Origin of the sequence: Saccharopolyspora sp. CA-218241, from assembly GCF_050954615.1 — a bacterium.
Taxonomy (GTDB): Bacteria; Actinomycetota; Actinomycetes; order Mycobacteriales; family Pseudonocardiaceae; genus Saccharopolyspora; species Saccharopolyspora cebuensis.
Window position 1 is genome coordinate 4,995,388 of record NZ_CP191860.1, and the last position, 25,115, is coordinate 5,020,502.

General features: G+C 72.9%; 22 protein-coding genes and 2 pseudogenes. 5 read left to right on the top strand and 19 right to left on the bottom strand.

Annotated elements, in window-relative coordinates; all coding sequences use genetic code 11:
• Window positions 1–46: 46 nt before the first annotated feature.
• Window positions 47–1,795 (bottom strand): glycerol-3-phosphate dehydrogenase, encoded by a 1,749-nt coding sequence (gene glpD, locus ACQP0T_RS23755; RefSeq protein ID WP_433870046.1) that lies wholly within the window; start codon window positions 1,793–1,795, stop codon window positions 47–49.
• Window positions 1,796–1,874: 79 nt separating this feature from the next.
• Window positions 1,875–2,708: a DeoR/GlpR family DNA-binding transcription regulator gene (locus tag ACQP0T_RS23760; RefSeq protein ID WP_433870047.1), complete on the bottom strand. Its 834-nt coding sequence runs from the start codon at window positions 2,706–2,708 to the stop codon at window positions 1,875–1,877.
• Between the two features lie 441 nt (window positions 2,709–3,149).
• Between ACQP0T_RS23760 and ACQP0T_RS23765 the strand changes: the two genes are divergently transcribed.
• Together ACQP0T_RS23765 and glpK are read left to right on the top strand one after the other, a co-directional pair.
• A complete protein-coding gene (locus ACQP0T_RS23765) occupies window positions 3,150–3,896 on the top strand; it encodes an MIP/aquaporin family protein (protein WP_433870048.1) in 747 nt (248 codons plus the stop codon).
• 31 nt (window positions 3,897–3,927) lie between these two features.
• Window positions 3,928–5,430 carry a glycerol kinase GlpK gene (gene glpK / locus ACQP0T_RS23770; RefSeq protein WP_433870049.1) on the top strand — a complete coding sequence of 501 codons (1,503 nt, stop codon included), beginning with the start codon at window positions 3,928–3,930 and terminating at the stop codon, window positions 5,428–5,430.
• Between the two features lie 100 nt (window positions 5,431–5,530).
• On the opposite strand, the gene ACQP0T_RS23775 is transcribed toward glpK, so the two are convergent.
• The 6 genes from ACQP0T_RS23775 to ACQP0T_RS23800 form a co-directional block, all read right to left on the bottom strand.
• Window positions 5,531–5,674 (bottom strand): hypothetical protein, encoded by a 144-nt coding sequence (locus tag ACQP0T_RS23775; protein WP_345358482.1) that lies wholly within the window; start codon window positions 5,672–5,674, stop codon window positions 5,531–5,533.
• Window positions 5,675–6,010: 336 nt separating this feature from the next.
• Window positions 6,011–6,994 carry an aldo/keto reductase gene (locus tag ACQP0T_RS23780; protein WP_433873828.1) on the bottom strand — a complete coding sequence of 328 codons (984 nt, stop codon included), beginning with the start codon at window positions 6,992–6,994 and terminating at the stop codon, window positions 6,011–6,013.
• A 61-nt stretch (window positions 6,995–7,055) separates the two neighbouring features.
• Window positions 7,056–8,381, bottom strand: a complete 1,326-nt coding sequence (locus ACQP0T_RS23785) for an L-fuconate dehydratase (protein ID WP_433870050.1) — start codon at window positions 8,379–8,381, stop codon at window positions 7,056–7,058.
• Between the two features lie 208 nt (window positions 8,382–8,589).
• Window positions 8,590–9,759: a macrolide family glycosyltransferase gene (locus tag ACQP0T_RS23790; protein WP_433870051.1), complete on the bottom strand. Its 1,170-nt coding sequence runs from the start codon at window positions 9,757–9,759 to the stop codon at window positions 8,590–8,592.
• Window positions 9,760–10,635: 876 nt separating this feature from the next.
• Complete coding sequence (locus ACQP0T_RS23795) at window positions 10,636–11,031, bottom strand: thiol-disulfide oxidoreductase DCC family protein (protein WP_433870052.1); 396 nt, start codon at window positions 11,029–11,031, stop codon at window positions 10,636–10,638.
• Window positions 11,032–11,065: 34 nt separating this feature from the next.
• Complete coding sequence (locus tag ACQP0T_RS23800; protein WP_433870053.1) at window positions 11,066–12,469, bottom strand: NAD(P)H-quinone dehydrogenase; 1,404 nt, start codon at window positions 12,467–12,469, stop codon at window positions 11,066–11,068.
• Between the two features lie 179 nt (window positions 12,470–12,648).
• Here ACQP0T_RS23800 and ACQP0T_RS23805 point away from each other — a divergent pair, with 179 nt between their 5' ends.
• Both ACQP0T_RS23805 and ACQP0T_RS23810 read left to right on the top strand, forming a co-directional pair.
• Window positions 12,649–13,119, top strand: a complete 471-nt coding sequence (locus ACQP0T_RS23805) for a gamma-glutamylcyclotransferase (protein WP_345358470.1) — start codon at window positions 12,649–12,651, stop codon at window positions 13,117–13,119.
• Between the two features lie 62 nt (window positions 13,120–13,181).
• Window positions 13,182–13,964, top strand: coding sequence for a DeoR/GlpR family DNA-binding transcription regulator (locus ACQP0T_RS23810; protein ID WP_345358467.1), 783 nt, complete (start codon window positions 13,182–13,184; stop codon window positions 13,962–13,964).
• Window positions 13,965–13,999: 35 nt separating this feature from the next.
• Here ACQP0T_RS23810 and ACQP0T_RS23815 read toward each other — a convergent pair whose 3' ends face one another.
• Complete coding sequence (locus ACQP0T_RS23815) at window positions 14,000–15,433, bottom strand: FGGY-family carbohydrate kinase (RefSeq protein WP_433870054.1); 1,434 nt, start codon at window positions 15,431–15,433, stop codon at window positions 14,000–14,002.
• Window positions 15,433–16,140, bottom strand: coding sequence for an HAD family hydrolase (locus tag ACQP0T_RS23820; RefSeq protein WP_433870055.1), 708 nt, complete (start codon window positions 16,138–16,140; stop codon window positions 15,433–15,435). The genes ACQP0T_RS23815 and ACQP0T_RS23820 overlap by 1 nt, the downstream gene beginning before the upstream one ends.
• A 149-nt stretch (window positions 16,141–16,289) precedes the next feature.
• Here ACQP0T_RS23820 and ACQP0T_RS23825 point away from each other — a divergent pair, with 149 nt between their 5' ends.
• Window positions 16,290–17,762 carry an FGGY family carbohydrate kinase gene (locus tag ACQP0T_RS23825; RefSeq protein ID WP_433870056.1) on the top strand — a complete coding sequence of 491 codons (1,473 nt, stop codon included), beginning with the start codon at window positions 16,290–16,292 and terminating at the stop codon, window positions 17,760–17,762.
• Between the two features lie 14 nt (window positions 17,763–17,776).
• On the opposite strand, the gene ACQP0T_RS23830 is transcribed toward ACQP0T_RS23825, so the two are convergent.
• The 9 genes and pseudogenes from ACQP0T_RS23830 to ACQP0T_RS23870 form a co-directional block, all read right to left on the bottom strand.
• Window positions 17,777–18,451, bottom strand: a complete 675-nt coding sequence (locus ACQP0T_RS23830; protein ID WP_433870057.1) for a hypothetical protein — start codon at window positions 18,449–18,451, stop codon at window positions 17,777–17,779.
• Window positions 18,452–18,518: 67 nt separating this feature from the next.
• Window positions 18,519–19,823 carry an amidohydrolase gene (locus ACQP0T_RS23835; protein ID WP_433870058.1) on the bottom strand — a complete coding sequence of 435 codons (1,305 nt, stop codon included), beginning with the start codon at window positions 19,821–19,823 and terminating at the stop codon, window positions 18,519–18,521.
• An 88-nt stretch (window positions 19,824–19,911) separates the two neighbouring features.
• Window positions 19,912–21,216 (bottom strand): M20 family metallopeptidase, encoded by a 1,305-nt coding sequence (locus ACQP0T_RS23840; RefSeq protein ID WP_433870059.1) that lies wholly within the window; start codon window positions 21,214–21,216, stop codon window positions 19,912–19,914.
• Window positions 21,217–21,547: 331 nt separating this feature from the next.
• Window positions 21,548–21,865: a hypothetical protein gene (locus ACQP0T_RS23845; RefSeq protein WP_433870060.1), complete on the bottom strand. Its 318-nt coding sequence runs from the start codon at window positions 21,863–21,865 to the stop codon at window positions 21,548–21,550.
• 146 nt (window positions 21,866–22,011) lie between these two features.
• Window positions 22,012–22,365, bottom strand: coding sequence for a monovalent cation/H(+) antiporter subunit G (gene mnhG, locus ACQP0T_RS23850; RefSeq protein ID WP_345358448.1), 354 nt, complete (start codon window positions 22,363–22,365; stop codon window positions 22,012–22,014).
• Window positions 22,362–22,628 (bottom strand): monovalent cation/H+ antiporter complex subunit F, encoded by a 267-nt coding sequence (locus ACQP0T_RS23855; protein ID WP_433870061.1) that lies wholly within the window; start codon window positions 22,626–22,628, stop codon window positions 22,362–22,364. Before ACQP0T_RS23855 ends, mnhG begins: the two co-directional genes overlap by 4 nt.
• A gap of 1 nt (window position 22,629) precedes the next feature.
• Window positions 22,630–23,208 (bottom strand): Na+/H+ antiporter subunit E, encoded by a 579-nt coding sequence (locus tag ACQP0T_RS23860; RefSeq protein WP_433873830.1) that lies wholly within the window; start codon window positions 23,206–23,208, stop codon window positions 22,630–22,632.
• A pseudogene (locus ACQP0T_RS23865) lies at window positions 23,200–24,717 on the bottom strand (Na+/H+ antiporter subunit D); the annotation flags it as partial. The gene ACQP0T_RS23860 and the pseudogene ACQP0T_RS23865, both read right to left, overlap by 9 nt.
• Window positions 24,714–25,111: pseudogene (locus ACQP0T_RS23870) on the bottom strand (Na(+)/H(+) antiporter subunit C). The pseudogenes ACQP0T_RS23865 and ACQP0T_RS23870, both read right to left, overlap by 4 nt.
• Between the last annotated feature and the right edge of the window lie 4 nt (window positions 25,112–25,115).

The window sequence follows — 25,115 nt, forward strand, 5'->3', positions numbered from 1 at the left end:
CCGGCATGGTCCGCACCCGCGTTCCCCGATCGCGTCGGGGCGCCGGTCAGGAGCGCGTCGTCTCCTCCAGCCGTTCGCGCGCCTCCGGGGCCGCCGACCGCCGCTCGTCGGCGGACTGGTCGTCGGGCTCGGTCTGCGACGCGCGCTCCGCCTCGACCCGCTTGACGTAGAGCTCGACCTCGCGGCTGATCTGCTCCTCGTCCCAGCCGAGCACCTCGGCCGCCAGCCTGGCGACCGGCTCGGCACACTCCACGCCCCGGTGCGGGTACTCGATGGAGATCCGGGTGCGCCGGGTCAGGATGTCCTCCAGGTGCAGCGCGCCTTCGTGGCTGCACGCGTAGACCACCTCGGCCTGCAGGTAGTTCGGCGCCTCGGGGATCGGCTTGAGCAGCTCCGGACGCCCCTGGGCGACCGCCAGCACGTCGTGGATCTCCGAGCCGTAGCGGTCCAGCAGGTGCCGGATCCGGTACGGGTGCAGCCCGTGCTCGGCGGCCAGCTGGTCGGCCTGGTTCACCAGCGCGTGGTAGCCGTCGGCGCCGAGCAGCGGCACCCGGTCGGTGATGGACCGCGCCACCCGGCCGGTGAGGTCCGGGCTGATCGCGTCCACCGCGTCGGCGGCCATGACCCGGTAGGTCGTGTACTTGCCGCCCGCGATGGCCACCAGGCCGGGCGCGACCCGCGCCACCGCGTGCTCCCGGGACAGCTTCGAGGTCTCCTCGCTCTCCCCCGCCAGCAGCGGGCGCAGTCCGGCGTAGACCCCTTCGATGTCCTCGTGCTTCAGCGGCGTGGCCAGCACCTCGTTGACGTGTTCCAGCAGGTAGTCGATGTCGGCCTTGGTCGCCGCAGGGTGGGCGAGGTCGAGGTGCCAGTCGGTGTCGGTGGTGCCGATGATCCAGTGGCTGCCCCACGGGATGACGAACAGGACGGACTTCTCGGTGCGCAGGATCATGCCCGTCTCGGAGACGATCCGGTCCTTCGGCACCACGATGTGCACGCCCTTGCTGGCCCGCACCCGGAACTGGCCGCGTCCGCCGGAGAGCGCCTGGAGCTCGTCGGTCCAGACACCGGTGGCGTTGATCACGGCCTGGGCGCGAACCTCGGTCGCGGCACCCGTCTCGACGTCCTCGACCCGCACCCCGGCGATCCGGTCGGCGTCCCGGAGGAAACCCGAGACCCGGGTCGAGTTCATCACCACGGCGCCGTAGCGGGCGGCGGTGCGGGCCAGCATCATGGTGTGCCGCGCATCGTCGGCTTGGGCGTCGTAGTACCGGATGCCGCCGATGAGCGCGTCGCGCTTGAGCGCGGGCACCATGCGGAGCGCACCGGCCCGGCTGAGGTGCTTCTGGCCCGGCACCGAACGCGCGCCGCCCATCGTGTCGTAGAGGAACAGCCCCGCCGCGGTGTAGGGACGCTCGACCACCCGCTTGGTGAGCGGGTAGAGGAAGCTGACCGGCTTGACCAGGTGCGGCGCGATCCGGTTCAGCATCAGCTCGCGCTCGCGCAGCGCCTCGCGCACCAGCGAGAACTCGAGCTGTTCGAGGTAGCGCAGACCGCCGTGGAACAGCTTGCTGGACCGGGACGACGTGCCCGACGCCAGGTCGCGGGCCTCGACCAGCGCCACCCGCAGCCCCCGGGTGGCGGCGTCCAGCGCCACGCCCGCACCGGTGACGCCGCCGCCGATCACGACGACGTCGAACTCCTCGTCGCCCAGGCGCCGCCAGTTCCGCGTGCGGTCCTCCGGGCCGAGCCGCCCGTTCAGGCGGGTCGCTTCGCTGTCGTTTCTGTCCTTGGACACCAGACGTCCTCCTCGCTCGAATCGCGTCCCACCGCCGACGCGGAACCGGACCCGGCGCCGATACGTCCTGCAGTGGTCATCATGCCCGACCAGCACCTCCGGTGCCCGTCCCAGCACTTCCGGCACCCGCCTGCTCGACCTCGGCGCCCCGCTCCCGGAGCACCTCGACGTCGGCCGCCGAGGTCTGGGAGTCCACGATGACCACGTCGAAGTCCTCGGCGGGGGCCACCGCGTGCAACGCCCGCCTGCGGAACTTCGTGTGATCGACGTAGAGCACCCGGCGCCGGGCCGAGGCGAGCATCGCCTTCTTGATCTGCACCATCTCCTGCTGCGGGTAGCAGCAGATGCCGTCGGTCACCGCGGAGACCGACATGATCGCCAGGTCCACGCGCAGGTTGCGCAGCGCGTCCAGGGCCATCCCGCCGACGTAGGCGTCCGCCCACGGCAGGTAGTCGCCGCCGACGCACACCAGGTGGATGCCGGGGGCGCCGGCCAGCTCGTCGAAGACCCCGCGGTGATTCGTCACGACGGTCATCGGCGCGCGCTCGGGGAGCAGCCGAGCGAGATAGACCCCGGTCGTCGAATCGTCGAGGAGGATCGCCTGGCCCGGCTCGATGAGCTCGGCCGCGGCCTTGGCGATCTCGGTCTTCTCCGCCTGGTTCTGCTGCAGGCGGTACTCCGAGGCCGCCTCGTAGAGCAGGGACGAGGCCGCGGAGACGTTGCCTCGGTTGCGGTGGACCAGCCCTTGGGCCTCGAGGTCGGCGAGATCCCGGTACACCGTCATGGCGCTGGCGTCGACCGTCGCCACCAGGTCGTCGATCCGCAACGTGCCCGCGTCCATGACGAGCTCGGTGATCCGGCGCCGGCGGTCCTGCTGCTTGCTGGACGGACGGCGCCCCGAGCTCCCCGGCATGGCCCTTCCCCTCACTGATCCGCGCCAGGGCTGCACCACGCCCCGCGCGACCTCAACACTACCCGCCGTGCAACTCCCGCAACCGCGAACTTCGGTGAAAACCTCATCCTGAGATGGTTGCACTGAGTCTTTTCACATCTCTAGTGTGACACCACTCGGCTGTCCGCGGTGAGGCGGGCGCCCGCTCGATGAGGAGGGGACATGGCTGGTGCCGCCACCGCAAGCGCTGCGCGGCCGAGTGCGTACCCCTGTCTCCAGCTCCCCGGCGGCCGTGGCGGATCATCGAAGGTCCGGGTCGGGCGGTACAGGACGGCGGTCGTCCTACGAGTGGCGGCAATCATGGACACGTGTTGCCATGCCGCAGTACCGTCCCGACTCTCCAGGTCGGACAGTCACCTGTGTCCGCCCCTGCCAACGGCGGCATGACAAGGGGAACGCGGTATGAGTTTTGGCGAGATCTTCCTGTGGGAGCTCATGGGGACGGCGACGCTCACCCTCCTGGGGTGCGGCGTGGTCGCCAACGTGCAATTGCGGAAGTCCCTCGGCTACGACGGCGGCTGGCTGCTCGTGGCCTTCGGGTGGGGCTTCGCCGTGTTCGCCGGAGCGAGCGTCGCCGCCCCCACCGATGCGCACATCAACCCGGCCGTCACCCTCGGCCTCGCGGTGAACGGCCAGACGCCGTGGGAGCAGGTGCCGGTCTACATCGTGGCGCAGGTCATCGGCGGCGCGATCGGCGCGGTGCTGTGCTGGGCCGCGTACAAGCTGCAGTTCGACACCCACGACGACCCGGGGAGCACCCGGGGGATCTTCTGCACCGGCCCCACCGTGCCCAACGCCCCGTGGAACCTGATCACCGAGATCATCGGGACGTTCGTCCTGGTGCTGTGGATCATCCTGAGCCCGCAGGCCGGCCCCGGTGACTCGCCCGGCGTTCCGGAGTTCGGCAACGCCGCGCTGGGCTACGCGGCGGTGGCCTTCATCGTGGTGGCGATCGGCGCCTCGCTCGGCGGACCCACCGGGTACGCCATCAACCCGGCCCGCGACCTGGGCCCGCGCATCGTCTACGCGGTGCTCCCCATCCGCGGCAAGGGCTCCGCGGAGTGGGGTTACTCCTGGATCCCGATCGCCGGCCCCGCCATCGGCGGGATCCTCGCGGGAGCCCTCGCCCTGGCCCTGCCGGCCACCTGATCAACCGCCCCGCAGAGGAAGGCAGAACGAGATGACCTCCTACGTCGCCGCCATCGACCAGGGCACGACGTCGACCCGCTGCATGGTCTTCGACAGGTCGGGCTCCGTGGTCTCGGTGGACCAGATCGAGCACCGCCAGATCTTCCCGCAGGCCGGCTGGGTCGAGCACGATCCCGAGGAGATCTGGCAGAACACCCGCCAGGTCTGCGCCGGGGCGCTGGCCAAGGCGGACCTGACCACCGCGGACATCGCCGCCGTCGGCATCACCAACCAGCGCGAGACCACGGTGGTGTGGGAGAAGGCCACCGGCAAGCCGATCTACAACGCGATCGTCTGGCAGGACACCCGCACCGACGAGATCGTCGCCGAACTCGGCGAGGCGCCGGGCGGGCAGACCCGGTTCCACCGCAAGACCGGCCTGCCGCTGGCCACCTACTTCTCCGGCCCCAAGGCCCGCTGGATCCTGGACAACGTCGACGGCGCCCGGGAACGGGCCAAGAACGGCGAGCTGCTGTTCGGCACCATGGACACCTGGGTGCTGTGGAACTCCACCGGTGGTCCGGACGGCGGACTGCACGTCACCGACCCGACCAACGCTTCCCGGACCATGCTGATGGACCTGGAGACGTTGCAGTGGGACCCGGAGCTCTGCGAGGAGATCGGGGTTCCGATCGAGATGCTCCCCGAGATCCGGTCCTCCTCCGAGGTCTACGCCCACTTCCGCAAGCGCGCCGTGTTCGGCGGCGTGCCGATCGCGGGCATCCTCGGTGACCAGCAGGCGGCGACCTTCGGGCAGGCGTGCTTGGCCCCCGGCGAGGCGAAGAACACCTACGGCACCGGCAACTTCGTGCTGCTCAACACCGGCACCGAGCGGGTGATCAGCGAGAACGGCCTGCTCACCACGGTGGGCTACAAGATCGGCGAGCGGGACACCGTCTACTGCCTGGAGGGGTCCATCGCGGTCACCGGCTCGCTGGTGCAGTGGGTGCGCGACAACCTGGGCCTCATCGGCAGCTCCCCCGAGATCGAGCAGCTCGCGGGCGACGTCGAGGACAACGGCGGCGCCTACTTCGTGCCGGCGTTCTCCGGCCTGTTCGCGCCGCACTGGCGCTCGGACGCGCGCGGGGCGATCGTCGGGCTGACCCGCTTCGTCAACCGGGGGCACCTGGCGCGCGCGGTGCTGGAGGCCACCGCGTTCCAGACCCGCGAGGTCATCGAGGCGATGAACCGCGACTCCGGCGTGCCGCTGAAGTCGCTGAAGGTCGACGGCGGCATGGTGGTCAACGAGCTGCTCATGCAGTTCCAGGCCGACATCCTGGGCGTGCCGGTGATCCGTCCGGTGGTCAACGAGACGACCGCGCTCGGTGCCGCCTACGCGGCGGGGCTCGCTGTCGGGTTCTGGAGCAGCGAGGAGGACATCCGCTCCAACTGGGCCAAGGACAAGCAGTGGGACCCCGCGATGCCCACCGAGCGCCGGGAGAAGGAGTACCACCAGTGGCAGAAGGCGGTCACCAAGACCTTCGACTGGGTGTGATCCCGAGGCGCGACCGCCGACATCGCTGATCGGCGGTCGCCGTCGAGCGCGGGCGGCGGCTGGCGGGGTGCCCGATCCCCCAGCCGCCCGCGTTCGCCGCTCAGGGCTGGGTGGTGACCCGCCCGGGGTAGGTGGCGGGGTGGCCGGTGTCGACCTCGACCCCTTCACCACCGACCAGCACGACGAAGACCGCGGCGATCAGCGCGACCACCGCGGTCAACCACGACGCGTCCACTCGCGGCATGCATCCCCCTCCAGTCATCGGCACCGTGCCGACACGTGTCTCGTCGCGAAGATCGACGCGGGCGTTACCGGCCGAGCCGAGCACCGCGTTCGCCGCCCTGGGAGGTCGTGCGGCGGACCCGGCGCCGGGTCCGCCGCACGACCGGGGACGCTCGGCGCGGGCGGAGGAGGGGCACCGCGCTCGAGCGTCCCGGGAAGCCCGATGCCAGGCCGGCGGCATCGGGCTGGTCGAAGAGCGGAGTGTTCGAGGGGCGGCGGTGCGCGGGGTCAGCTGTCCGAGGGGGCGGCTATTCAGCGGGGACGCCAGCACGTGCCGCGGGGTGGATGCGGCTCGCGGTCAGCCCGGTAGCGGGGCGTCCGGGCGGACCAGACCTCCGGCACGGAGTTCCGCCCACAACTCCGCGGGTACCGGGCTGGTGAACAACGCCGCGTTGGTGGTGGCCTCCGCCGCCGTCCGGACGCCGACGACCACGCTCGCCACCGTCGGATGTGCCGCCGCGAAAGCCATCGCCAGCTGCGGCAACCGGACTCCGTACCGGGCCGCGAGCGCCGCGAGCCGACGGGCGCGGGCCACGATGTCGTCCGGCGCCGGGGCGTAGTCGTACCGCGGTTCGGCGGGAAGCGCGTCGGAGGCCAGCAGTCCGCCGTTGAAGACCCCAGCCGCGAGGACCGACACGCCGCGGCGCTCGCAGGTCGGCAGCAGACCGTCCAACGCGGACTGGTCGAGCAGCGTGTAGCGGCCCGCCAGCATGACCGCGTCGATCTCGGTGTCGGTGGCGAAGCGCCGCAGCAGCGGCCACTGGTTCATCCCGACGCCGATCGCCCCGACCACGCCTTGCGCCCGCAGCTCGTGCAGAGCCGGGTAGGCCTCCTCGACGGCCTGCCGCCAGTGGTCGTCCGGGTCGTGGAGCAGCAGCAGGTCGACCCGGTCGGTGCCCAGCCTGCGGAGGCTGTCCTCCAGCGCACGCCGCACCCCGTCGGCGCTGAAGTCCCACACCCGCCGGTGGTCGGCCGGCACGTCGAAGCCCGCGTCGTCGCGCCCATCCGGGCCCGGTCCAGGCCGGTCGGCCGGGACCAGTCGGCGGCCCACCTTGGTCGACACGACCGCCTCGGCGCGCGGGTGGTGCGCGAGCGCGGCGCCGAGCCGCCGTTCGGCGAGCCCCAGTCCGTAGTGCGGCGCGGTGTCGAAGTAGCGGATGCCCGCCCGCCACGCCGCGTCCACCGCCGCCGTCGCGGTGTCGTCGTCGATCGCGGTGTAGAGGTTGCCGATCACGGCCCCGCCGAAGCCGAGCGCGGTGACCTCGACGGGCGATCCGCCCAGCCGCGCCCGCCGCCCGGCACCACTACCGGCCCGGACCGGGGAGGGCGGTCGGCAGCAGTGGTCAGGCACGGCCCGCGTCCCGGCGGATCCGGGACCACACCGGGCCGTCCGGGTACCGGTAGTCGAGGAGGACCTCGGGCTTGAGCTCCGCGGAATAGCCCGGCGCGGTCGGCACCGCGTAGCAGCCGTCCCGGACCACCGCCGGGTCCACGAAGTGCTCGTGCAGATGATCGACGTACTCGATGGTGCGGTCGGTCATCGACCCGGACACGGCCACGAAGTCGAACATGGACAGGTGCTGGACGAGCTCGCACAACCCCACGCCACCGGCGTGCGGGCAGACCGGAACTCCGAACTTGGCCGCCAGCAGCAGGATCGCGACGTTCTCGTTCACCCCGGCGACCCGGGCCGCGTCGAGCTGCAACACGGACAGGGCGCCGGCCTGCAGCAACTGCTTGAACACGATCCGGTTCTGCACGTGCTCGCCGGTGGCGATCCGGACCGGGGCCACCGCGCGTGCGATCGCCGCATGGCCGAGGACGTCGTCCGGACTGGTCGGTTCCTCGACCCACCAGAGGTCGAACGGGGCCAGCCGCCGGATCCGGTCGATCGCGGTGCCCACGTCCCAGCGCTGGTTGGCGTCGACGGCGATGCGCACGTCCGGTCCCACCGCCTCGCGGGCGATCCGCAACCTGCGGAGGTCCTCGTCGAGGTCCCCGCCGACCTTCAGCTTGATCTGGGTGAAGCCCCGGGCGACGGCGTCGCGGCAGAGCTGCGCCAACTTCCCGTCGTCGTAGCCCAGCCAGCCCGCGCTGGTGGTGTAGCCGGGGTAGCCGCCGGCGCGGAGCTCCGCTTCCCGCCCGGCACGGCCGGGCTCCGCGGCGCGCAGCAGGTCCAGCGCTTCCTCGGGAGTGAGCGCGTCGGTGAGGTACCGGAAGTCCACCAGGTCGACGATCCGCTCCGGGGACAGGTCGGCGAGCAGCTTCCACAACGGGAGCCCGGCCCGTTTGGCGCACAGGTCCCACAAGGCGTTGACCACGGCCGAGATGGCCATGTGCATGACGCCCTTCTCCGGACCGAGCCACCGGAGCTGCGAGTCGTGCACCAGCCGGCGCCAGGTGCCGCCGAGGTCGTCGAGCACCTCGTCCAGCGAGCGGCCCACCACGAACGGCGCGAGCGCGGTGATCGCCGCGGTCTGGACCTCGTTGCCGCGGCCGATGGTGAACGCGAAGCCGTGACCGCGCAGGCCGTCCCCGGCATCGGTGTCGACGACGACGTACGAGGCCGAGTAGTCGGGATCCGGGTTCATCGCGTCCGACCCGTCGAGCTCGTGCGAGGTCGGGAAGCGGATGTCGTGGGTGCGCAGACCGGTGATCGTGGAACCCATCGTGCTCCCTCCCCGCGAGCGACCGGCGGGAGCACCGCCGACCCCCGCGGTCGCAGGCGGACGGTACCGAGAGCGGCGGTGCCGTCACAAGGATGGCCCCGCCGGAGCGTCGCCGCCGGAAGCCGCTCGGTGCGGAGTTCCTCCGCACCGGTTCCGTCGGCGCGGGTCGGGGAGGCCGACGCGTGCACCGAGCTCCCCGACCGGTGCGTCACAGCTCCGATTCGACCACCTCGACCGCGCGGCGCAGGCCGCCGGACTCGAGCATCTCGCGCTGGATCTCCCGCAGCCGCCGGTGAACGTCTGCGTCGCGGGTGAGCTCGTCGACCGCCGCGCGGAGGTCCGCCGCGGTCGCCGTGGCGGAGTCGAGCCGCCGGCCGACGCCGAGTTCTTCCAACCGCGCGGCGTTCATGAACTGGTCGACGGCTTGCGGCACCGCGACCATCGGCACAGCGCGGTACAGGCCTTCCATCGTGCCGCCCATCCCGGCGTGGGTGATGAAAGCGCTCGCCTCGCCGAGCACGGCGAGCTGCGGGATCCACTGGTGGACCTCGACGTGCGGCGGGACGTCCCCGAGGTCGGCCGGGTCGATGCCGTGCCCGACCGCCATCACCACGTGGTAGTCGCCCTCGCCGAAGGCGCGCAGGCACTCGCGGTAGAAGTCCGGCCGGTTGTTGTAGGCCGAGCCCAACGAGATGACCAGCACCGGGCGGTCGTCCGGCGGCTCCCACGACACCACCGTGGCCCGCTCGGTGAGCAGCGGACCGACGAATGCCACCTCCGCCGAAACGCCGTCCGAGCTGAGCTGGAACGACTTCGGGATGGTGGCGATGCACCTGCCCGGCACCACGATGTCGCGGTACCGCAGCCCGGTTCCCCGCTCGGCGAAGTACGCCTCGAAGCGGCTCCGGACTTCGAGGAGCTCGGGGGCCTCCGGCACGAGGTCCTCGGCACCCTCGAAGTGCACGTGCGTGGGCGAGAGCTGGATGCGGGGAACGCCCCAGCGCTCCGCGAGCACGAGCGCCTGGAACCCCGCGATGTCGTAGACCAGCAGGTCCGGCACGTCGTCCCGGTAGGCCTGCTCGAGCTGCGGTACGACGGCTGCGGTCTCGTCCAGGAACATCTGCTGCGCGACGACGAGGTCGTCCGGCCACTCCCGCACCGGGCCGGAGGCAGACGGCAGCGTCGAGGTGTAGAGCACCGGATCGGCCCCGGCGTCGCGCACCGGCTCGGCGAACTCGGAGGTGGTCGCGTACGTGACCCGGTGACCGCGCTCGGCCAGCGCCGCGACGAGCCCGAGACCGGGGTTGACGTGCCCGTGCGCGGGGATGGACATGAAGGCGATGTGCGCGGGGCGCGGACAGTGCGGGTTCTGAGACATGGTTCTCCCTGATCGAGGCCCCGGAACGGGGCACGAGCGGAACGGCCCCTCGCCCCGACGCGGGTGCGATCCGGTGCGGGGAACCGCGAGCAGCACCGACCGCCCGGCGATCGGTGCTGGTGCGAGCGCGGCGGGCGCGGCGCGGGGTCGTGCCCCTCGGTCGTGCGCGGGCCGCCGCGGTCCGATCAGAGGTAGAACAGCCTGAACATCACGCGGCCAATCTAGCCGTCCCCGCAGCGGTCGTCTCCCGGTTTTCCGCCGCTGTTCGACGGGGTCCCCGTCGACCGGCGACGCGGAACCGCTCGACTTCGGCGGCGGTGCCCGGGTCCACGCCACGCGGGCCCGCCGACGGCGGTATCGCTGTTGAGTTGTCAAGGAACGAGAACGTCTGCACCGGCGACACCGTGGACGGCGTGGGTCGGCGGTCGCCTGGTTCGGGCATCGCCGCACTGCTCCGGTCGCGGAGCAACGCGCTCATGCGGCACTGCGGTCGTGGAGGCACTGCGGTCCTGGAGGCACTGCGGTCGTGGAGGAACGCGGTCACGGGATCGCAGGGATCATGCGGTCACCGCGGACGCCCGGGGACCGGGTGCGCGGCAGAGCGGAAAGGGTCAGATCGGGCGGCCGTTCGCGGCGGCGCCCCGCGAGTCGTCGCCGCGCCGACCTCGCGCGGTGGTCCACTGCGGACGGACGGGCGCCGAGCCAGAAGGGGAAGGCCGCGCTGTTCATGGGAATCACCTCTCGCTCCGTGCGGGAACTGCGTCGATGAGTTCACGCTACGGTCGCGGAAGACGTGCGGGATCGGCCGAACGGCCATCCGACCCGGCCCGCAGGCCGATCTCCAGAGGGCCCGCCCGGCCTCGTGGCCTACCCCGTTCAGGGGGAGTTCCGCCCGGGACGGCGCTCCGGGGGCAGCCGGCACGCCGGGGTCGATCCCGGCATCCGGTGCCGGTTCGCCGCCACCCAGCGGTAGCCGAGGTCGGCGGCGGTGCGCACCAGGGGCGCCGACAGCAGGTGCCCGAGCAGCGGCCACGGTGGGCGGCAGGCGCGCAGCAGCGCCGCCACGGCGGCGGCACCGCCGAGCACCCGGCCGGTCGGCTCCACCCACAGCACCTCGTGCCGGGCGCGCGCCTCCTGGACGCCCAGCTCAGCGAGGTCGAGCTCCTGCCACGCGGCGATCCGCGCCCGCACCGGCAACCGCTCGGCCCACCGCACGCACCGGGTGCAGAAGCCGCAGTCGCCGTCGTAGACGAGCAGGGGCCGATCGGTCATCGCCGCCTCCGGAACTCCGCCGCCCGGACCCGGCTCAGTCCAGGTCGTCGTGGCGCATCAGCTGGCGTCCCGCCTCGGTCAGCGAACCGGACAGCGACGGGTACACCGAGAACGTGTTGGCCAGATTGTCCACCGTGATCTGGTTCTGCACCGCCAGGGCGATCGGCAGGATGAGCTCGCTGGCGTTCGGCGACACCACGACACCGCCCACCACCACACCGGTCTGCGGTCGGCAGAACACCTTGAGGAAGCCGCGCCGCAGCCCCTCCATCTTGGCCCGCGGGTTGGTGGCCAGCGGCAGCATCACCGTGCGGGCCGGCACCTCGCCGGAGTCGATCGCCTGCTGGCTGATCCCCACGGTGGCGATCTCGGGGTGGGTGAAGACGTTGGCGGCGACGGTCTTCAGCTTGATCGGGCTGACGCCCTGCCCCAGCGAGTGCCACATCGCGATCCGGCCCTGCATCGCCGCGACCGAGGCCAGCAGCAGCAGCCCGGTGCAGTCCCCCGCCGCGTACACGCCGGGCACGTTGGTGCGCGACACCCGGTCGACGCTGATGTAGCCGTTGCGATCGACCTCGACCCCGACCCGCTCCAGGCCGATGTCCTGCGTGTTGGGCACCGAGCCGACGGTCATCAGGGCGTGGCTGGCGATGACCTCGCGACCGTCGGCGAGCTTGATCAGGACGCCGTCGGCGGTGCGTTTGACCTCCTCCGCGCGGGCGTGCTTGACCACCTCGGTGCCGCGCTCGGCGAAGACCTCCTCCAGCACCGCGGCGGCGTCGGCGTCCTCGTGCGGCAGCACCCGGTCGCGGCTGGAGATCATGCTGACCTTCACGCCCATCTCGGTGTAGGCGGAGGCGAATTCCACGCCGGTCACGCCGGAACCGATGACCGCGAGGTGCTCGGGGAGTTCGGGCAGGTCGTAGAGCTGGCGCCAGGTCAGGATGCGCTCGCCGTCGGGCTCGGCGCCCTTGAGGATGCGCGGGGTGGCTCCGGTGGCGATCAGCACGACGTCGGCGATGAGCTCCTCGGATCCGCCCTCGGCGAGCTCCACGCCGATGTGGTGGCGGGCCATCCCCTGGGTGGGGTTGGTGAACCGCGCCCGGCCCGCGAGGATCCGGCCGCCCTCCCGGCGCACCCGGGAGCGGATGTCGGCCGACTGCGCCAGCGCCAGGCCCTTGACCCTGCCGTGCACGACGGAGACGTCCACATCGGCGCTCTCGGCCCCGGTGCGGATGCCCAGCTCGCGCGCGTCCCGGGAGGACGAGCGGGCACCGGCCGAAGCGATGAAGGTCTTCGACGGGACGCAGTCGTAGAGCACGCAGGACCCGCCCAGGCCCTCCGGTTCGACGAGCGTGACCTCGGCCCCGTTCTGGGCGGCCACCAGCGCCGCCTCGTAGCCCGCGGGGCCACCTCCCATGATCACGATGCGGGTCACTTCGCGCTCCTCCCGGATGAGCCTGCCTTGTGGGCGCCGCGAACACGGTACGCTGCGCGGAGTCCGCGCGAGCCGAGTGGTGCCGCGACTAACAGCGGCGGCGTCCGCCCGCTCGGTTACCCACCTTCGTGTCGCGGTCCGTTCCGCCGGACGGCTGATGGATCGCTACCCTGGGGACCGTGCCTCTGTACGCCGCTTACGGGTCCAACATGGATCCCGCCCAGATGATGAAGCGCGCACCGCACTCCCCGATGGCCGGTACGGGCTGGCTGCAGGGCTGGCGGTTGACCTTCGGCGGCGAGGACTACGGCTGGGAAGGCGCGCTGGCCACCATCGTGGAGCACGACGGATCGCAGGTCTTCACCGTCCTCTACGACGTCCCCGCGGAGGACGAGGGCCAGCTCGACCGCTGGGAAGGCTCCGAGCTGGGGATGCACAAGAAGCTCCGGCTCCGGGTGGACACCCTGGATGGCCCCGTGCTCGCCTGGCTCTACGTCCTCGACGCCTACGAAGGCGGGCTGCCGTCGGCGCGCTACCTCGGCGTGATGGCCGACGCCGCGGAAGCCGCCGGGGCCCCGGACGACTACGTCGAAGGCCTGCGGACCCGGCCCTGCCGCAACGTCGGTCCCGGTTCGTCGCGTGATGTCTAGCCGCTTCATCACATCCGCCGTGTGATAATCACCCGCGCAGCACGCGCGAGTGAGGGGTGGTCGTGGCCGACGACGCACCGGTGAACCGGCAGGAGCGGCGCGAGGCGATCCGCCGCGAGGTGATGGCCAGCGGTTACGTCCGGATCGAGCAGCTCGCCGACGAGCACGGCGTCAGCGGGATGACCGTCCACCGCGACCTCGACGTGCTGGAGCGGCAGGGCTGGCTGCGCAAGGTCCGCGGCGGCGCCACCTCCACCCCGACCGCGCTGCTGGAGACCTCCGTCCGGGCCCGCAGCGCCGACGCCGCGGCGGAGAAGGCCGCGGTCGCCGAGCACGCGCTGCGCCACGTGGAGTCCGGGCAGGTCGTCGCGCTCGACGACAGCACCAGCGCGCTCGCGGTCGCCGAACGGCTCAGCCCGCTGGGACCGCTGACCATCGTCACGAACTTCCTGTCGGTGGTGAACCTGCTCAGCGGCGAGCCGGGGCTGCACCTGATCGGCCTCGGCGGCGACTACCACCCGACCTACGACGCGTTCCTCGGACTGCACACCGCCGACATGGCCCGGTCGATGCGCTCCGACGTGCTGTTCATGTCCACCACCGCGGTCGTCGCGGGGCACTGCCTGCACCGCTCGCAGGAGACCATCCAGGTCAAGCGGGCGCTGATGGAGACCACGGCGAAGAAGGTGCTGCTGCTCGACCGCACGAAGTTCGACCGGCGTGCGGTGCACGAACTGGCCCCGCTCACCGCCTTCGACGTGGTGGTGGTCGATGCCGGCACCGACGCCGGGACCGTCGGGCGCCTGCGGGACGAAGGGGTCAGGATCGAGGTCGCCGCGGGCTGAGCGGCGCGGGCCTGGCGGGCGGTTCCGGGACCGGCTCAGAGCCAGCCGCGCTCGGTGAGCTCCGCGACGAACCGCCGGTAGTTCGCGTCGAGCGCACCCACCGCCGCGGGCTCCGGCTCGACGAGCTCGCCCACCGGGGCCATCGCGGCGGCCGCCGCGCTCAGATCGGGGTGGATCGTCCCGCTGGCGGCCAGCAGCGCAGCGCCCAGCGCGGTGCCCGCCTCTCGCACGCGCAGCACCGGGCGGTCCAGCACCGACGCCCGGACCACGGACCACGCGAAGCTGCGCGCGCCACCGCCCGCGGTGCGGATCGGTCCGGCCGCCGGGGCCCCGAGCCCGCCGAGGCGCTCCACGGCGAGGCGCTCGCAGAAGGCGACGCCTTCGAGGCGGGACCGGTGCGCGTCGACCCGGTCCACCGGTTCGCCGAGCACGAAGGCCCTCGCCTGCGGCGCGAGGAACGGGAACCGCTCCCCCTCGCCGCGCAGCGGGTAGCCGACCGCACCGGACGGGCCGCGGCGCAGCGCGGCCTCGTCCAGCTCGGCGAGCTCGTCGGCGGGCACGTCCGCCAGCGCCGAACCGCCGACGTTGGCCGCGCCGCCGGGCAGCCAGGCGCCGTCCGGGTGCAGGTGGCTGTACACCGCACCGGTCGGATCGTGCACCAGGTGCTCGGACACGCCCTTGAGGACCAGCGTCGTGCCGATCACCGTGACGAACTGGCCGACGTCGACCGCACCGCAGGCGAGCTGGCCCGCGCACCCGTCGGTCATCCCGGCGCGCACCTGGCACCCCACCGGGAGCCCGGTGCCCTCGGCCGCGACCGCGTCGACCTCGCCCAGCGGCGCGGTCGGCCGGACCACCTGCGGCAGCAGGGTCGTCGGGACGCCGAGGGCCTCGAAGACCTCACCGGCCCACTCCCCGGTCACCGCGTCGTAGCCGCTCTTGAGCGCGTGGCTGGTGTCGGCGGCGACCGGGTGGCCCACGAGCCGCCGGCCGATCAGCTCGGGCGTGTGGCAGATCCGCACCGCGCCCGCGGGCAGCTCCCGGGCCAGCCGACCGATCCGGGCCAGCCCGGACCCGGCGGACGGGGTGATCCCGGTGCGCCGCCACCGCTCGGCGCCGACCTCGGCCGCGGTCCGCGCCTCGTCGGCCGCTCGGCGGTCGTCGTACATCAGCGCGGGACCCACCGGTTCGCCCGCCTCGTCGACGAGCACGACCGTCCCGGACGTCGCGGACACCGCCAGCGCGGCGATCTCGGTGCTGCGGTCGCCGAGGGCGGTGGTGCACTCGGCCAGGCAGTCCCGGACGGCGGGCCACCAGGCCGTGGCGTCCTGCTCGGACCATCCCGGCGCGGGGTGCTCCGGCCGCGGCAGCGGGCGGGAGGCCGCCGCCACGACCTGACCCGCCGGATCGTGCACCTGCACCCGGACGTTCGCGGTGGCGACGTCCACCCCGGCCACCAGCTCGCCCATCAGCCCTCGCCCCGCAGGCGGGCCAGCGCGGCGGGCAGCTCGGTGAGCGTGCGGATCGCCGCGTCGGGTTCGGCGAGCTGCTCGGCGGTGGGTTCCGGCGGTGCTTCGCCGCGCAGCACCCACACCGTGCGCAGCCCGACCCGCTGCGCGCCCCGCACGTCGGTGTCGAGCCGGTTGCCGACGTGCACGGCGCGGCCCGGGTCGACCCCGGCCTCGCGCAGCGCGTGCTCGAAGATGGCGGGCGCGGGCTTCTCCGCCCCGACGACCTCCGAGATCGCCCAGATGTCGATGTGCTCGGCGACGCCGTCGCGGCGCAGCGCCTCGACCACCACCGCCCGCTGGTTGGCCACGACGGCCAGGGTGTAGCGCTCGGCCAGCTCGCGCAGCGCGGGCAGCACGTCGGCGTGCAGGGCCGAGGCCGGGTATTCCCAGTAGCCCTCGGCCCGGTCGGACAGCCGCTGCCGGTCGGCCGCGGTGAGGAACCGCTCGGCCACCGCCGTGCGCAGCGAACCGCCCTGGGCCTGCCTGCGCTCGTCGTAGACCCGCCGGAACTCAGCCTCCTCGACGGCGGGGCGCCCGTCCTCGGCGGCGAGCTCCCGGACCGCCCGCAGGAGCGCGTCCCGGTAGGCCGCGTCGTCGTAGATCGGCCCGCCGACGTCGAGCAGCACGAGCTCGATCGGCTCGGCCGCGTGGGGGTGCGCCACCACGGTGCGTCCTTTCGGTCGGAGCCCGGTTCCCGAGCCCGGATGTCACATCTCGCCGCCAACATAACACTATTCTTGAAATTATTAACAGCGAATGCTGTGATATCGGCAGCGCGCCGAGGGGGTCGGCGTCCGGACAAGGAGGATCGGTCGTGATCACCATCGGGATCGACGCGGGCACCTCGGTGGTCAAGAGCGTCGCCTACGCCGAGGACGGTGCGGAGCTCGCCGCGACGCGCCGGCCGACCAAGGTCGACCACCCGCTCCCGGGCCGCGCCGAGCAGGACATGGACGAGGTCTGGGACGCCGTGGCGACCACCGTGGCCGACCTCGTCACCCGGCTCGACGACGAAGTGGGCGCGGTGGCGATCACCGCGCAGGGCGACGGGTGCTGGCTCGTCGACGGCGAGGGACGGCCGACCGGACCGGCGGTGCTGTGGAACGACGCCCGCGCCGCGGACATCGCCGAGCGGTGGGCGGCCGACGGGGTGCTCGACGCGCTGTTCCGGATCAACGGCTCGGTCGGGTTCGCCGGTCTGCCGCACGCCCAGCTCCGCTGGCTCGCCGCGCACAACCCCGACCGGATCGCCGCCTCCGAACGGCTGCTGAGCTGCGGGGGCTGGCTCTTCCACCAACTGACCGGACGTCTCGCCTGGGACGTCTCGGAAGCCTCGAACCCGTTCCTGGACGCCCGCAGCGGCGAGTACTCCGACGCCGTCCTGGCCGCCACCGGGCTGGAGCCGGCCCGCCGGCTGCTGCCCGAGGTCGCCGACGGAGCGGACCGGGTGGCGCCGCTGACCCGGACCGCCGCCGAGCGGGTCGGGCTGCGCGCGGGGACGCCGGTGGTGCTCGCGGCCTACGACATCGTCTCCACCGCGCTGGGCGCCGGGGTGACCGAACCCGGCCGGGCCTGCACGATCCTCGGCACCACGCTGTGCACCGAGGTGCTCGGCGAGGACCCGCTGCTGGACCGGGAGCCGGTCGGGATGTCGGTGCGCACGCCCATGCCGGGCCGCTGGATGCTGGCCACCGCCACGCTGGCGGGCACCGAGGTGGTGGAGTGGACCTGCCGGTTGCTCGGCCTGGCCGGCCCCGCGGACCTGACCGGGCTCGCCGAGCAGGCGACGTCGGGCAGCCGCGGAGTGCTGCTGCTGCCGTACCTCTCGCCCGGTGGCGAGCGCGCGCCGTTCAACGACCCGAACGCGCGGGGCGGCCTGCACGGGTTGAGCCTCGAACACGGTCCGGCCGAGATCGCCCTCGCCTGCCTGGAAGGACTGGCGCTGGTGATCCGCGACTGCCTCGCCGCCGCCCCCACCGAACCCGCCGAGCTGCGGTTGACCGGCGGCGGCTCGGCGAACCGGCTCTGGCGGCAGGTGATCGCCGACGTCACCGGGCTGCCCGTGGTGCGCACCGCCGACGCGCAGGCCGGTGCCCGCGGCGCCGCCCTGACGGCGCGGGCGCTGCTGGCGGACCGCAGCCTCCCCGAGGTCGCGTCCGAGCTGCTGAGCACCTCGGAGGCGGTGCTGCCCAGCGCCGACCGCGCCGCCCACGACGACGCCTACGAGCGCTTCGTCGCCGCCCGCGAGACCGCCCGCGCGGCGGGGTGGTTCCGGCCGGCCCGCTGACCGCACCCGCGCGCTCACCGGGCACCCGCCCCGGCAATCGGGCCTTGGACCAGCACCGGAGGCGCGGTCCACGCCAGGTCCAGCAGCTCCAGCGCCCGGCGGGTGCCGCGGCGGTCGTTGCGCCGGTTCAGCCGGTGCCGCACCGACTCGCGGAACCGCTCGGCGGAGGCGCCGACCTCGCGCATCGCCCGCTCCAGGCAGTCGAGCACCAGCCGTCCGGGGCCGCGGCACAACTGCTCGGCGAGCGCGACGTCGAGCGCCTCGACGCGCAGGCCGTCGAGCTCGACCACCTCGGTCTCCCGGATCGCGCGGTGGTGCAGGACGAGGTCCTTCCCCCGGCGCAGGTCGTGCCCGTACGGCAGCGTCAGGTGTACCACGCGGCCCGGTGGGGCGCAGCCGTGCGCCGCCAGCGCGGTCAGACCGGACAGGACCGCCTCCGGCCCGGCCCGCAGCAGCGCGGCGGAACCGCGGGTGATCGGGGCGTCGACCCGTTCCGCGGGGACCAGCACGCCCTTCCAGAGCTCCACCCAGCGGCCGTCGTCGAGCCCGGCCAGCACCTCGTCCACGCCCAAGGCGGCCACGGCGGCGCTGCGGAGCACCGCGCCGTGCCTGCCCGGGGGCAGCCGCGGCGGGGGATCCGGCGCCCCGGGCGGCAACGGCGATCCGTTCATCGCGAGTTCGTTCGTCATGCCCGTGAAGAGGGCCCGGCTCCCCGCGCTGATCCACCCGCCGCCGGATGCCACCCGATCCGGTGAGTCAGCGCTCCAGGGCGAGCAGCGCGGTGCGGACCATCACCCGGACGCCGACCAGCAGCGCCCGCTCGTCGAGCGCGAAGGTCGGCTGGTGCAGGTCCCGCACCCGGCCCGACCCGGAGTGCACGCCGAGCCGGGCGAACGAGCCGGGGATGTGCTCCAGGTACCAGCCGAAGTCCTCGCCGCCCGAGGACTGCGGGGTGCCCGCCAGCGCCGACTCCCCGACCCCGCCGCTGATCCCGGCCCGGAACAGCTCGGTGCTCTCCGGGTCGTTGACCACCGGCGGCACGCCGCGCCGGTGCTTCAGGTCGAAGCCCACGCCCAGCGGCGCCAGCAGCGCGTCCACCAGCTCGTGCACCAGCGGGTCCAGGTTCGCCCAGGTGTCCCGGTCGGCCGTGCGCAGCGTCCCGGTCAGCGCGCCGTCCTGCGGGATCGCGTTGGGCGCCTCGCCCGCGTGCACCGCGCCCCAGGTCAGCACCGTGCCGGTGCGCGGATCGATCCGCCGGGACAGCAGCGTGGGCAACCCGGTGATCACGGTGCCCATCGCGTGCACCAGGTCGCCGGTGAGGTGCGGGCGGGAGGTGTGCCCGCCCGGGGAGTTGAACCGGACCTCCAGCAGGTCGGCGGCGGAGGTGATCGGCCCGACCCGGGTGCCCACCTGGCCGACCGGCAGGCGCGGATCGCAGTGCAGCCCGAAGATCCGGTCGACGCCGTCGAGCACACCGCTGGCCAGCACGTCCAGCGCCCCGCCCGGCATCACCTCCTCGGCGGGCTGGAACACCAGCCGGACCCGGCCGGGCAGCGCTGGCGCCTGGGCCAGCGCGGCGGCCACGCCGAGCAGGACCGCGGTGTGCGCGTCGTGGCCGCAGGCGTGCGCGACGCCGTCCACGGTCGAGGAGTACGGCAGGCCGGTGTTCTCGCTCAGCGGTAGCGCGTCGATGTCGGCGCGCAGCGCCACGGTGCGCCCGCCGCCGGGGCCGATGTCGCAGACCAGGCCGGTCCCGGTGGGCAGCGCGCGTGGGCGCAGGCCCAGATCGGTGAGCACGTCGGTGAGGAAGGCGGTGGTGCGGTGCTCGGCGCGGGACAGCTCCGGGTAGCGGTGCAGGCGGCGGCGCCAGGCGACCACCCGCGCGGCCCCGTCGGCCAGCCAGCCGTCCAGCCAGGAGGGACCGCGGCCGGCGCCGGGATCCTCGAGGGCGTCCGCGCCGGGGAGCTCCGCGAGCAGCGCACCGGCCGGACCGTCGCCCCCCGACGACCGTCCGCCCCGCGAATTGCCTGGGTCAGGGCCACGAGAATCCACAACGGTCACGCCACGCCTCCAGTTCTCCGCGGGCGGCCGCACCTGCGGACCGGTGGGCCACCCGCTCCCGGTCGGCGTTCGCGAGCGTTCGGTCCGCTCACGCCACGTCGCCGGTCGCGTCACACTCTGCAGGAATTCCGGGAACCGCCGCTCCCGGTCCCGGGCGGTCGGCACCCGAGGTGCGCCGCCCGGTGCGGTCGCGCAGGGCCGCGAGCAGCCGTGCCCGCTGCTCCGGGTCACCCGCCGCGGCGACCACCGTCCAGGCCAGGGCCACCGCCCCGTCCAGCACCGCGCGGTCCGCCGAGGGACTCGCGCAGGCGGCGGCGAACTCCGCCTGGTGGTTGACCGCGTCGCCGCAGTCGATCGCGATCATCGGGTGGATCGCGGGCAGCTCCCGGGTCAGGTTGCCCATGTCGGTGCTGCCGATGATCCGGCCGCGTTCGGCGTCCTCGTCGAGCGGTTCGCGCCCGAGCTCGGTGATCGCGCTCCGGTAGGCCGCCGACAGCCACGCGTCGGGGCTCAGCTCCGCGTACACCGGGGACAGCCGCACGATCTCGTGCGCGCAGCCGGTCGCCGTCGCTCCCGCTTCGAAGCAGGCTCGAATGCGGTTCTCCAAGCGCTGCAACGAGCGCGATTCGGCGGCGCGGAGGTTGTACACCGCTGAGGTGCGGTCGGGAACGATGTTCGGGGCCGCGCCTCCCGACGTCACGATACCGTGCGCCATCTGCCGCGGTTCGAAGTGCTGCCGGAGCAGCCCGATGGCCACCTGGGCCACGGTGAGCGCGTCGGCGGCGTTGCGGCCGAGCTCCGGTGCCGACGCGGCGTGCGCCGACCGTCCGGTGTAGCGGACCTCGACGTCGGAGATGGCCAGCGAGGACGGCACGCAGATGTCCTCGGGTCCGGGGTGGACCATCAGCGCGCAGGCGACGTCGTCGAAGACGCCGCGCTCCAGCATGTGGACCTTGCCGCCGCCGAGCTCCTCGGCGGGAGTGCCGCAGAGCCGGACGGTGATGCCGAGCTCGTCGGCCACGGGGGCCAGCGCGAGCGCGGCGCCGACCCCGGCGGCGGCGATCACGTTGTGCCCGCAGGCGTGGCCGACCTCCGGGAGGGCGTCGTACTCGGCGCAGATCGCGACGACCAGCTCCCCGCTGCCGCACTCGCCGATCAGGGCGGTGTCCAGCTCCGCTACCGGTCGTTCGACGCGGAAGCCGTGTTCGGCGAGCAGCCCGGCGACCCGGTCGGCGGCGCGGTGCTCGGCGAAGGACAGCTCCGGATCGGCGTGCAACCGCCGGGAGAGCCCGACCAGCTCGGCCCCGTGGCGGTGCACCGCCGCGCGGCAGGTGGCGCGGACGTCGTTCCCGGGATGCTGGTGCTCGGGGGGCTGGTGTTCGGCGGTACTCATGTCTCGCCCATCCTGCACCACGCCCGGCCGCGCCGCGGCCGCCTCCGGCGGGCGCAGAGCCCGCCGGTAGCACCGCTGCGGCGAACGGCCGACCGGTTCAGCCGGGACTATGGGACGAACCGCTCACCAGGAGGGTGTGGACCGGCACCGGTCGGGGGGCTTCCCGGTGCCGGTCCACGTCAGTGGGGGCGCGCACGCCCTCGTGCGTCGATGCCGCCGCGGTTACCGGGCAGCGCCGAGGCACGTTCAGTTGTGAAAATCCCACAGGTTCGGCTCCAGGTCTAGTCCATCGCGCGAAATTCGTGCGGAACGACCTCGGAGCGCAGATCCGCTACTTCTTCTTGATGGCCACGAACCACACCGGCTTCTTGCGCGCCTTCCGGCTGAGCAGCACCGCCGCGATGAGCACCAGCCCGGCGATGCCGATCGCGGTGTTCTGGCCCGGGCCCTGCTGGCCCGGCCCCTGCTGATCGGGGGCGGGTTCGGCCGGTGGCGGCTCCGGAGGGGGCGCCTGGGCGAGCACCGCGACCCCGGGCATCGCGACATCGGGCACCGCGACATCGGACACGGCGGCCATCGCCGTCGCCGGGGCGCACACCAGCGCCAGCGCCATCACGAGCCCCGCGAGCACGCGGCCGGTCCGCCCCATGATCGCTCCCACCCTTCCGAGCCGACCGGCGCACCGGTCGTCGTGCCACGCTTCCGTGGTAACCCGTCCAGGTTCATTTGATCATATCCGTCGAGCGCTGTGACCAGCCGTGGTCGACTTGTGCCGGAACGTCGCAACGTCGGCGATCAGGGCCGCTCGGTGCGTTCCTCCCGCTCGATGTGGTCGCCCAGCTCGTCGACGACCAGCGTTTCCCGGTCGATGCTGTCGGCCCGGTACGCCGCCCGGCCGACGAGCTGCGCCATGATCGGTGCGGTGAGCATCTGGAACAGGCCGACCAGGATCAGGCCCGAGGCGTAGATCATGTCCAGCCGCACCGCGACGCCGATCAGGATGAGGATCAGCCCGAGCGTCTGCGGCTTCGTCGCGGCCTGCAGCCGCGAGGTGACGTCCGGGAACCGCAGCAGCCCGATCGCACCGAGCAGGCAGGACACCGCGCCGGTGATCAGGCACACCGCGGAGAACACGTCCACCCAGCTCATCGGTAGGGCTCCTTCTTCTCGATCAGCCGCGCCACGCTCACCGTGCCGATGAAGACCAGCAGCGCGAACGCGGCCAGCAGCGCGATGTTGAAGGCTTCGAGCTGCCACGCCATGCCGACACCGGTGGCCGCGATGACCAGGGTGACGAACACGTCCAACGCGACGACCCGGTCCAGCGTGGTGCGCCCGCGCAGCAGCCGGACGATCACCAGCAGACCGGCCGCGCTCAGCAGGCCGAGCGTGATGATGAAGACCCAGTCCACGTCATCCCTCCTTCCCGGCCGCGTCGATGCCCGCCACATCGGCGTCCGAGCCGACCGCGCGGACGATCTTGTCCTCCAGGTACCGGACCTCGCGGCGCACCGATTCGGCCTCCTCCGCCGAGCGCAGGCCCAGCGAGTAGACGTAGAACACCCGGTTCGCCCGGTCGATCTGCACCACCGCGTTGCCGGGCGCCAGCGACACCGCCTGCGCCACCATCGCGATGATGTGGTCGGAGTCGGTCACCAAGCGCACCGCCACGATGCCCGCCGTGGCGCGGCGCCCGTAGCGGAGCGCCTGCCAGGCCACCCGCACCGTGGAGATCACCAGGTCCCACGCCAGGTACAGCACCACGCTGAGCAGCCGGATCGGACGCGGCGCGATGTTGGTGTTGATCGGCGGCACCGGGAACATGCCGGAGACGAACACCGCCACCACGATGCCGAAGAACAGCGTGCCGAGGTCGTAGGTGCCCCAGAGCATCACCCAGACCAGGGTCAGCCAGATGACCAGCGGGAACCGCTGCACCAGCCGCTTGCCCCGGCCGACGACCCGCTCACCCACCGGTCTCACCCCCAGCACCGCGGTGCGGTAGGTCTCGCCGTGCACCAGGTCCTCCGCGGCCCGGCCGCTGACGTCGGCCAGCGGACCGGCGACCAGCGCGATCACCACGCTGGCCGCGGCCAGCACACCGGTGGCGATCACCATCGTCCGGTTGGACGTCCCGGTGCCCACCACCAGCTCGTCGGTGGGGTCGGGGTCCTCCTCCGGCGCCTTGATCTGGCCCCAGAACGCGCGGGTCCACACCCGCGCCATCGCGTAGACGGTGAGCAGGCTGGTCACCACCAGCACCCCGGTCACCACGTAGGCGGTCCAGGTCCCGGCCCCGACGCCGGACTGCAGCAGCGCCAGCTTGGCGACGAACCCGGAGAACGGCGGCACCCCGGCCAAGCTCAGCGCGGGCAGCGCGAACAGCACGGCGATCATCGGCGCGGCCCGCGCCAGACCACCCATCCGGGTCAGCGCGACGGTACCGGTGTGCCGCGTGACCAGACCGCTGACCAGGAACAACGTCGCCTGCACGGTGATGTGGTGGACCACGTAGAGGATGACCCCGGTGAGTCCGACGACGTCGTAGACGCCGAGCCCGAAGAGCATGTACCCGATGTGGCTGACCAGCAGGAACGACAACAACCGGTTGAGGTCGTTCTGGGCCAGCGCGCCGAGCGCCCCGACGACCATCGTGATCAGCGAGAGGAACAGCATCAGGTTCCAGCTCTCGTCGTGGCTGAACACGAGGGTCTGGGTGCGGATCAGCGCGTAGATGCCGACCTTGGTGAGCAGGCCCGCGAACACCGCGGTGACCGGCGCGGGGGCGGTGGGGTAGCTGTCCGGCAGCCAGAAGTGCAGCGGCACCATCGCCGCCTTCACCCCGAAGACGATGACCACCAGCAGCGCCAGCGCGTTCTGCAGGCCATCCGGCAGCTCCGCGACCCGCTGGCCGAGGTCGGCCAGGTTGACCGTGCCGGTCGAGGCGTAGACCAGCGCGATCATCGTGATGAACAGCAGCGAGGAGGCGAGGCTGACGATCACGTAGGTCATGCCCGCGCGGATCCGGCTGGAGGTGGTCCGCCGGGTGATCAGCACGTAGGACGAGCTGAGCATGATCTCGAAGGCGACGAACAGGTTGAACAGGTCGCCCGACAGGTAGGCCAGCGACACCCCGGCGCACAGCATCAGGTACATCGGGTGGAACGTGGTGCTGGACCGCTCCCGCCCGTAGTCGGTGATGCGCTGGCCGACGGAGTAGATCAGCACCGCGAAGGTCACCACCGAGGAGACCACCAGCAGCAGCGCGGAGAGCCGGTCGGCCACCAGCGTGATGCCGAACGGCGCGGGCCAGCCGCCCATCTGCAGGACGACCGGGCCTTGCGTGTCCGCGATGTAGAGCAGCGCGAAGGCGTCGGCGATGATCGCGCCGAGCACGACGAGCCCGAGGACGCGTTGCACGTCGGCGAAGCGCCCGAGCGCCAGCGAGAGTCCGGCAGCGGCCAGCGGAAGCAGCACGGGCAGGGCCACCAGGACCGTCACTGCGTCGCCTCCTTCCCGAATTCTTCCTCCGCGTCTTCCTCGGACTCGGCGAGCTGGCGTTCCAGCCGCTGGATCCGCCGGTCCTCCACGTCGTCGCGGACCTCGTCGTCGCCGAGCAACGACCAGGACCGGTAGGCCAGCGCGAGCAGGAAGGTGGTCAGCGCGAAGGTGATGACGATGGCGGTCAGGGCCATCGCCTGCGGCAGCGGATCGGTCATGTCCTCCGGCCGGGCTTCGCCGAGCATCGGCGCCCGCCCGGGGGACCGCCCGCCACCTGGAGCAGCAGGTTCGACGCGTGCCCGAGGATCACCGTGCCGAGCAGGATCCGCATCAGCGAGCGCTGCATCAGCAGGTAGAAGCCGACCGAGTACAGCACGGCGAGCACCAGCGCCATCGTC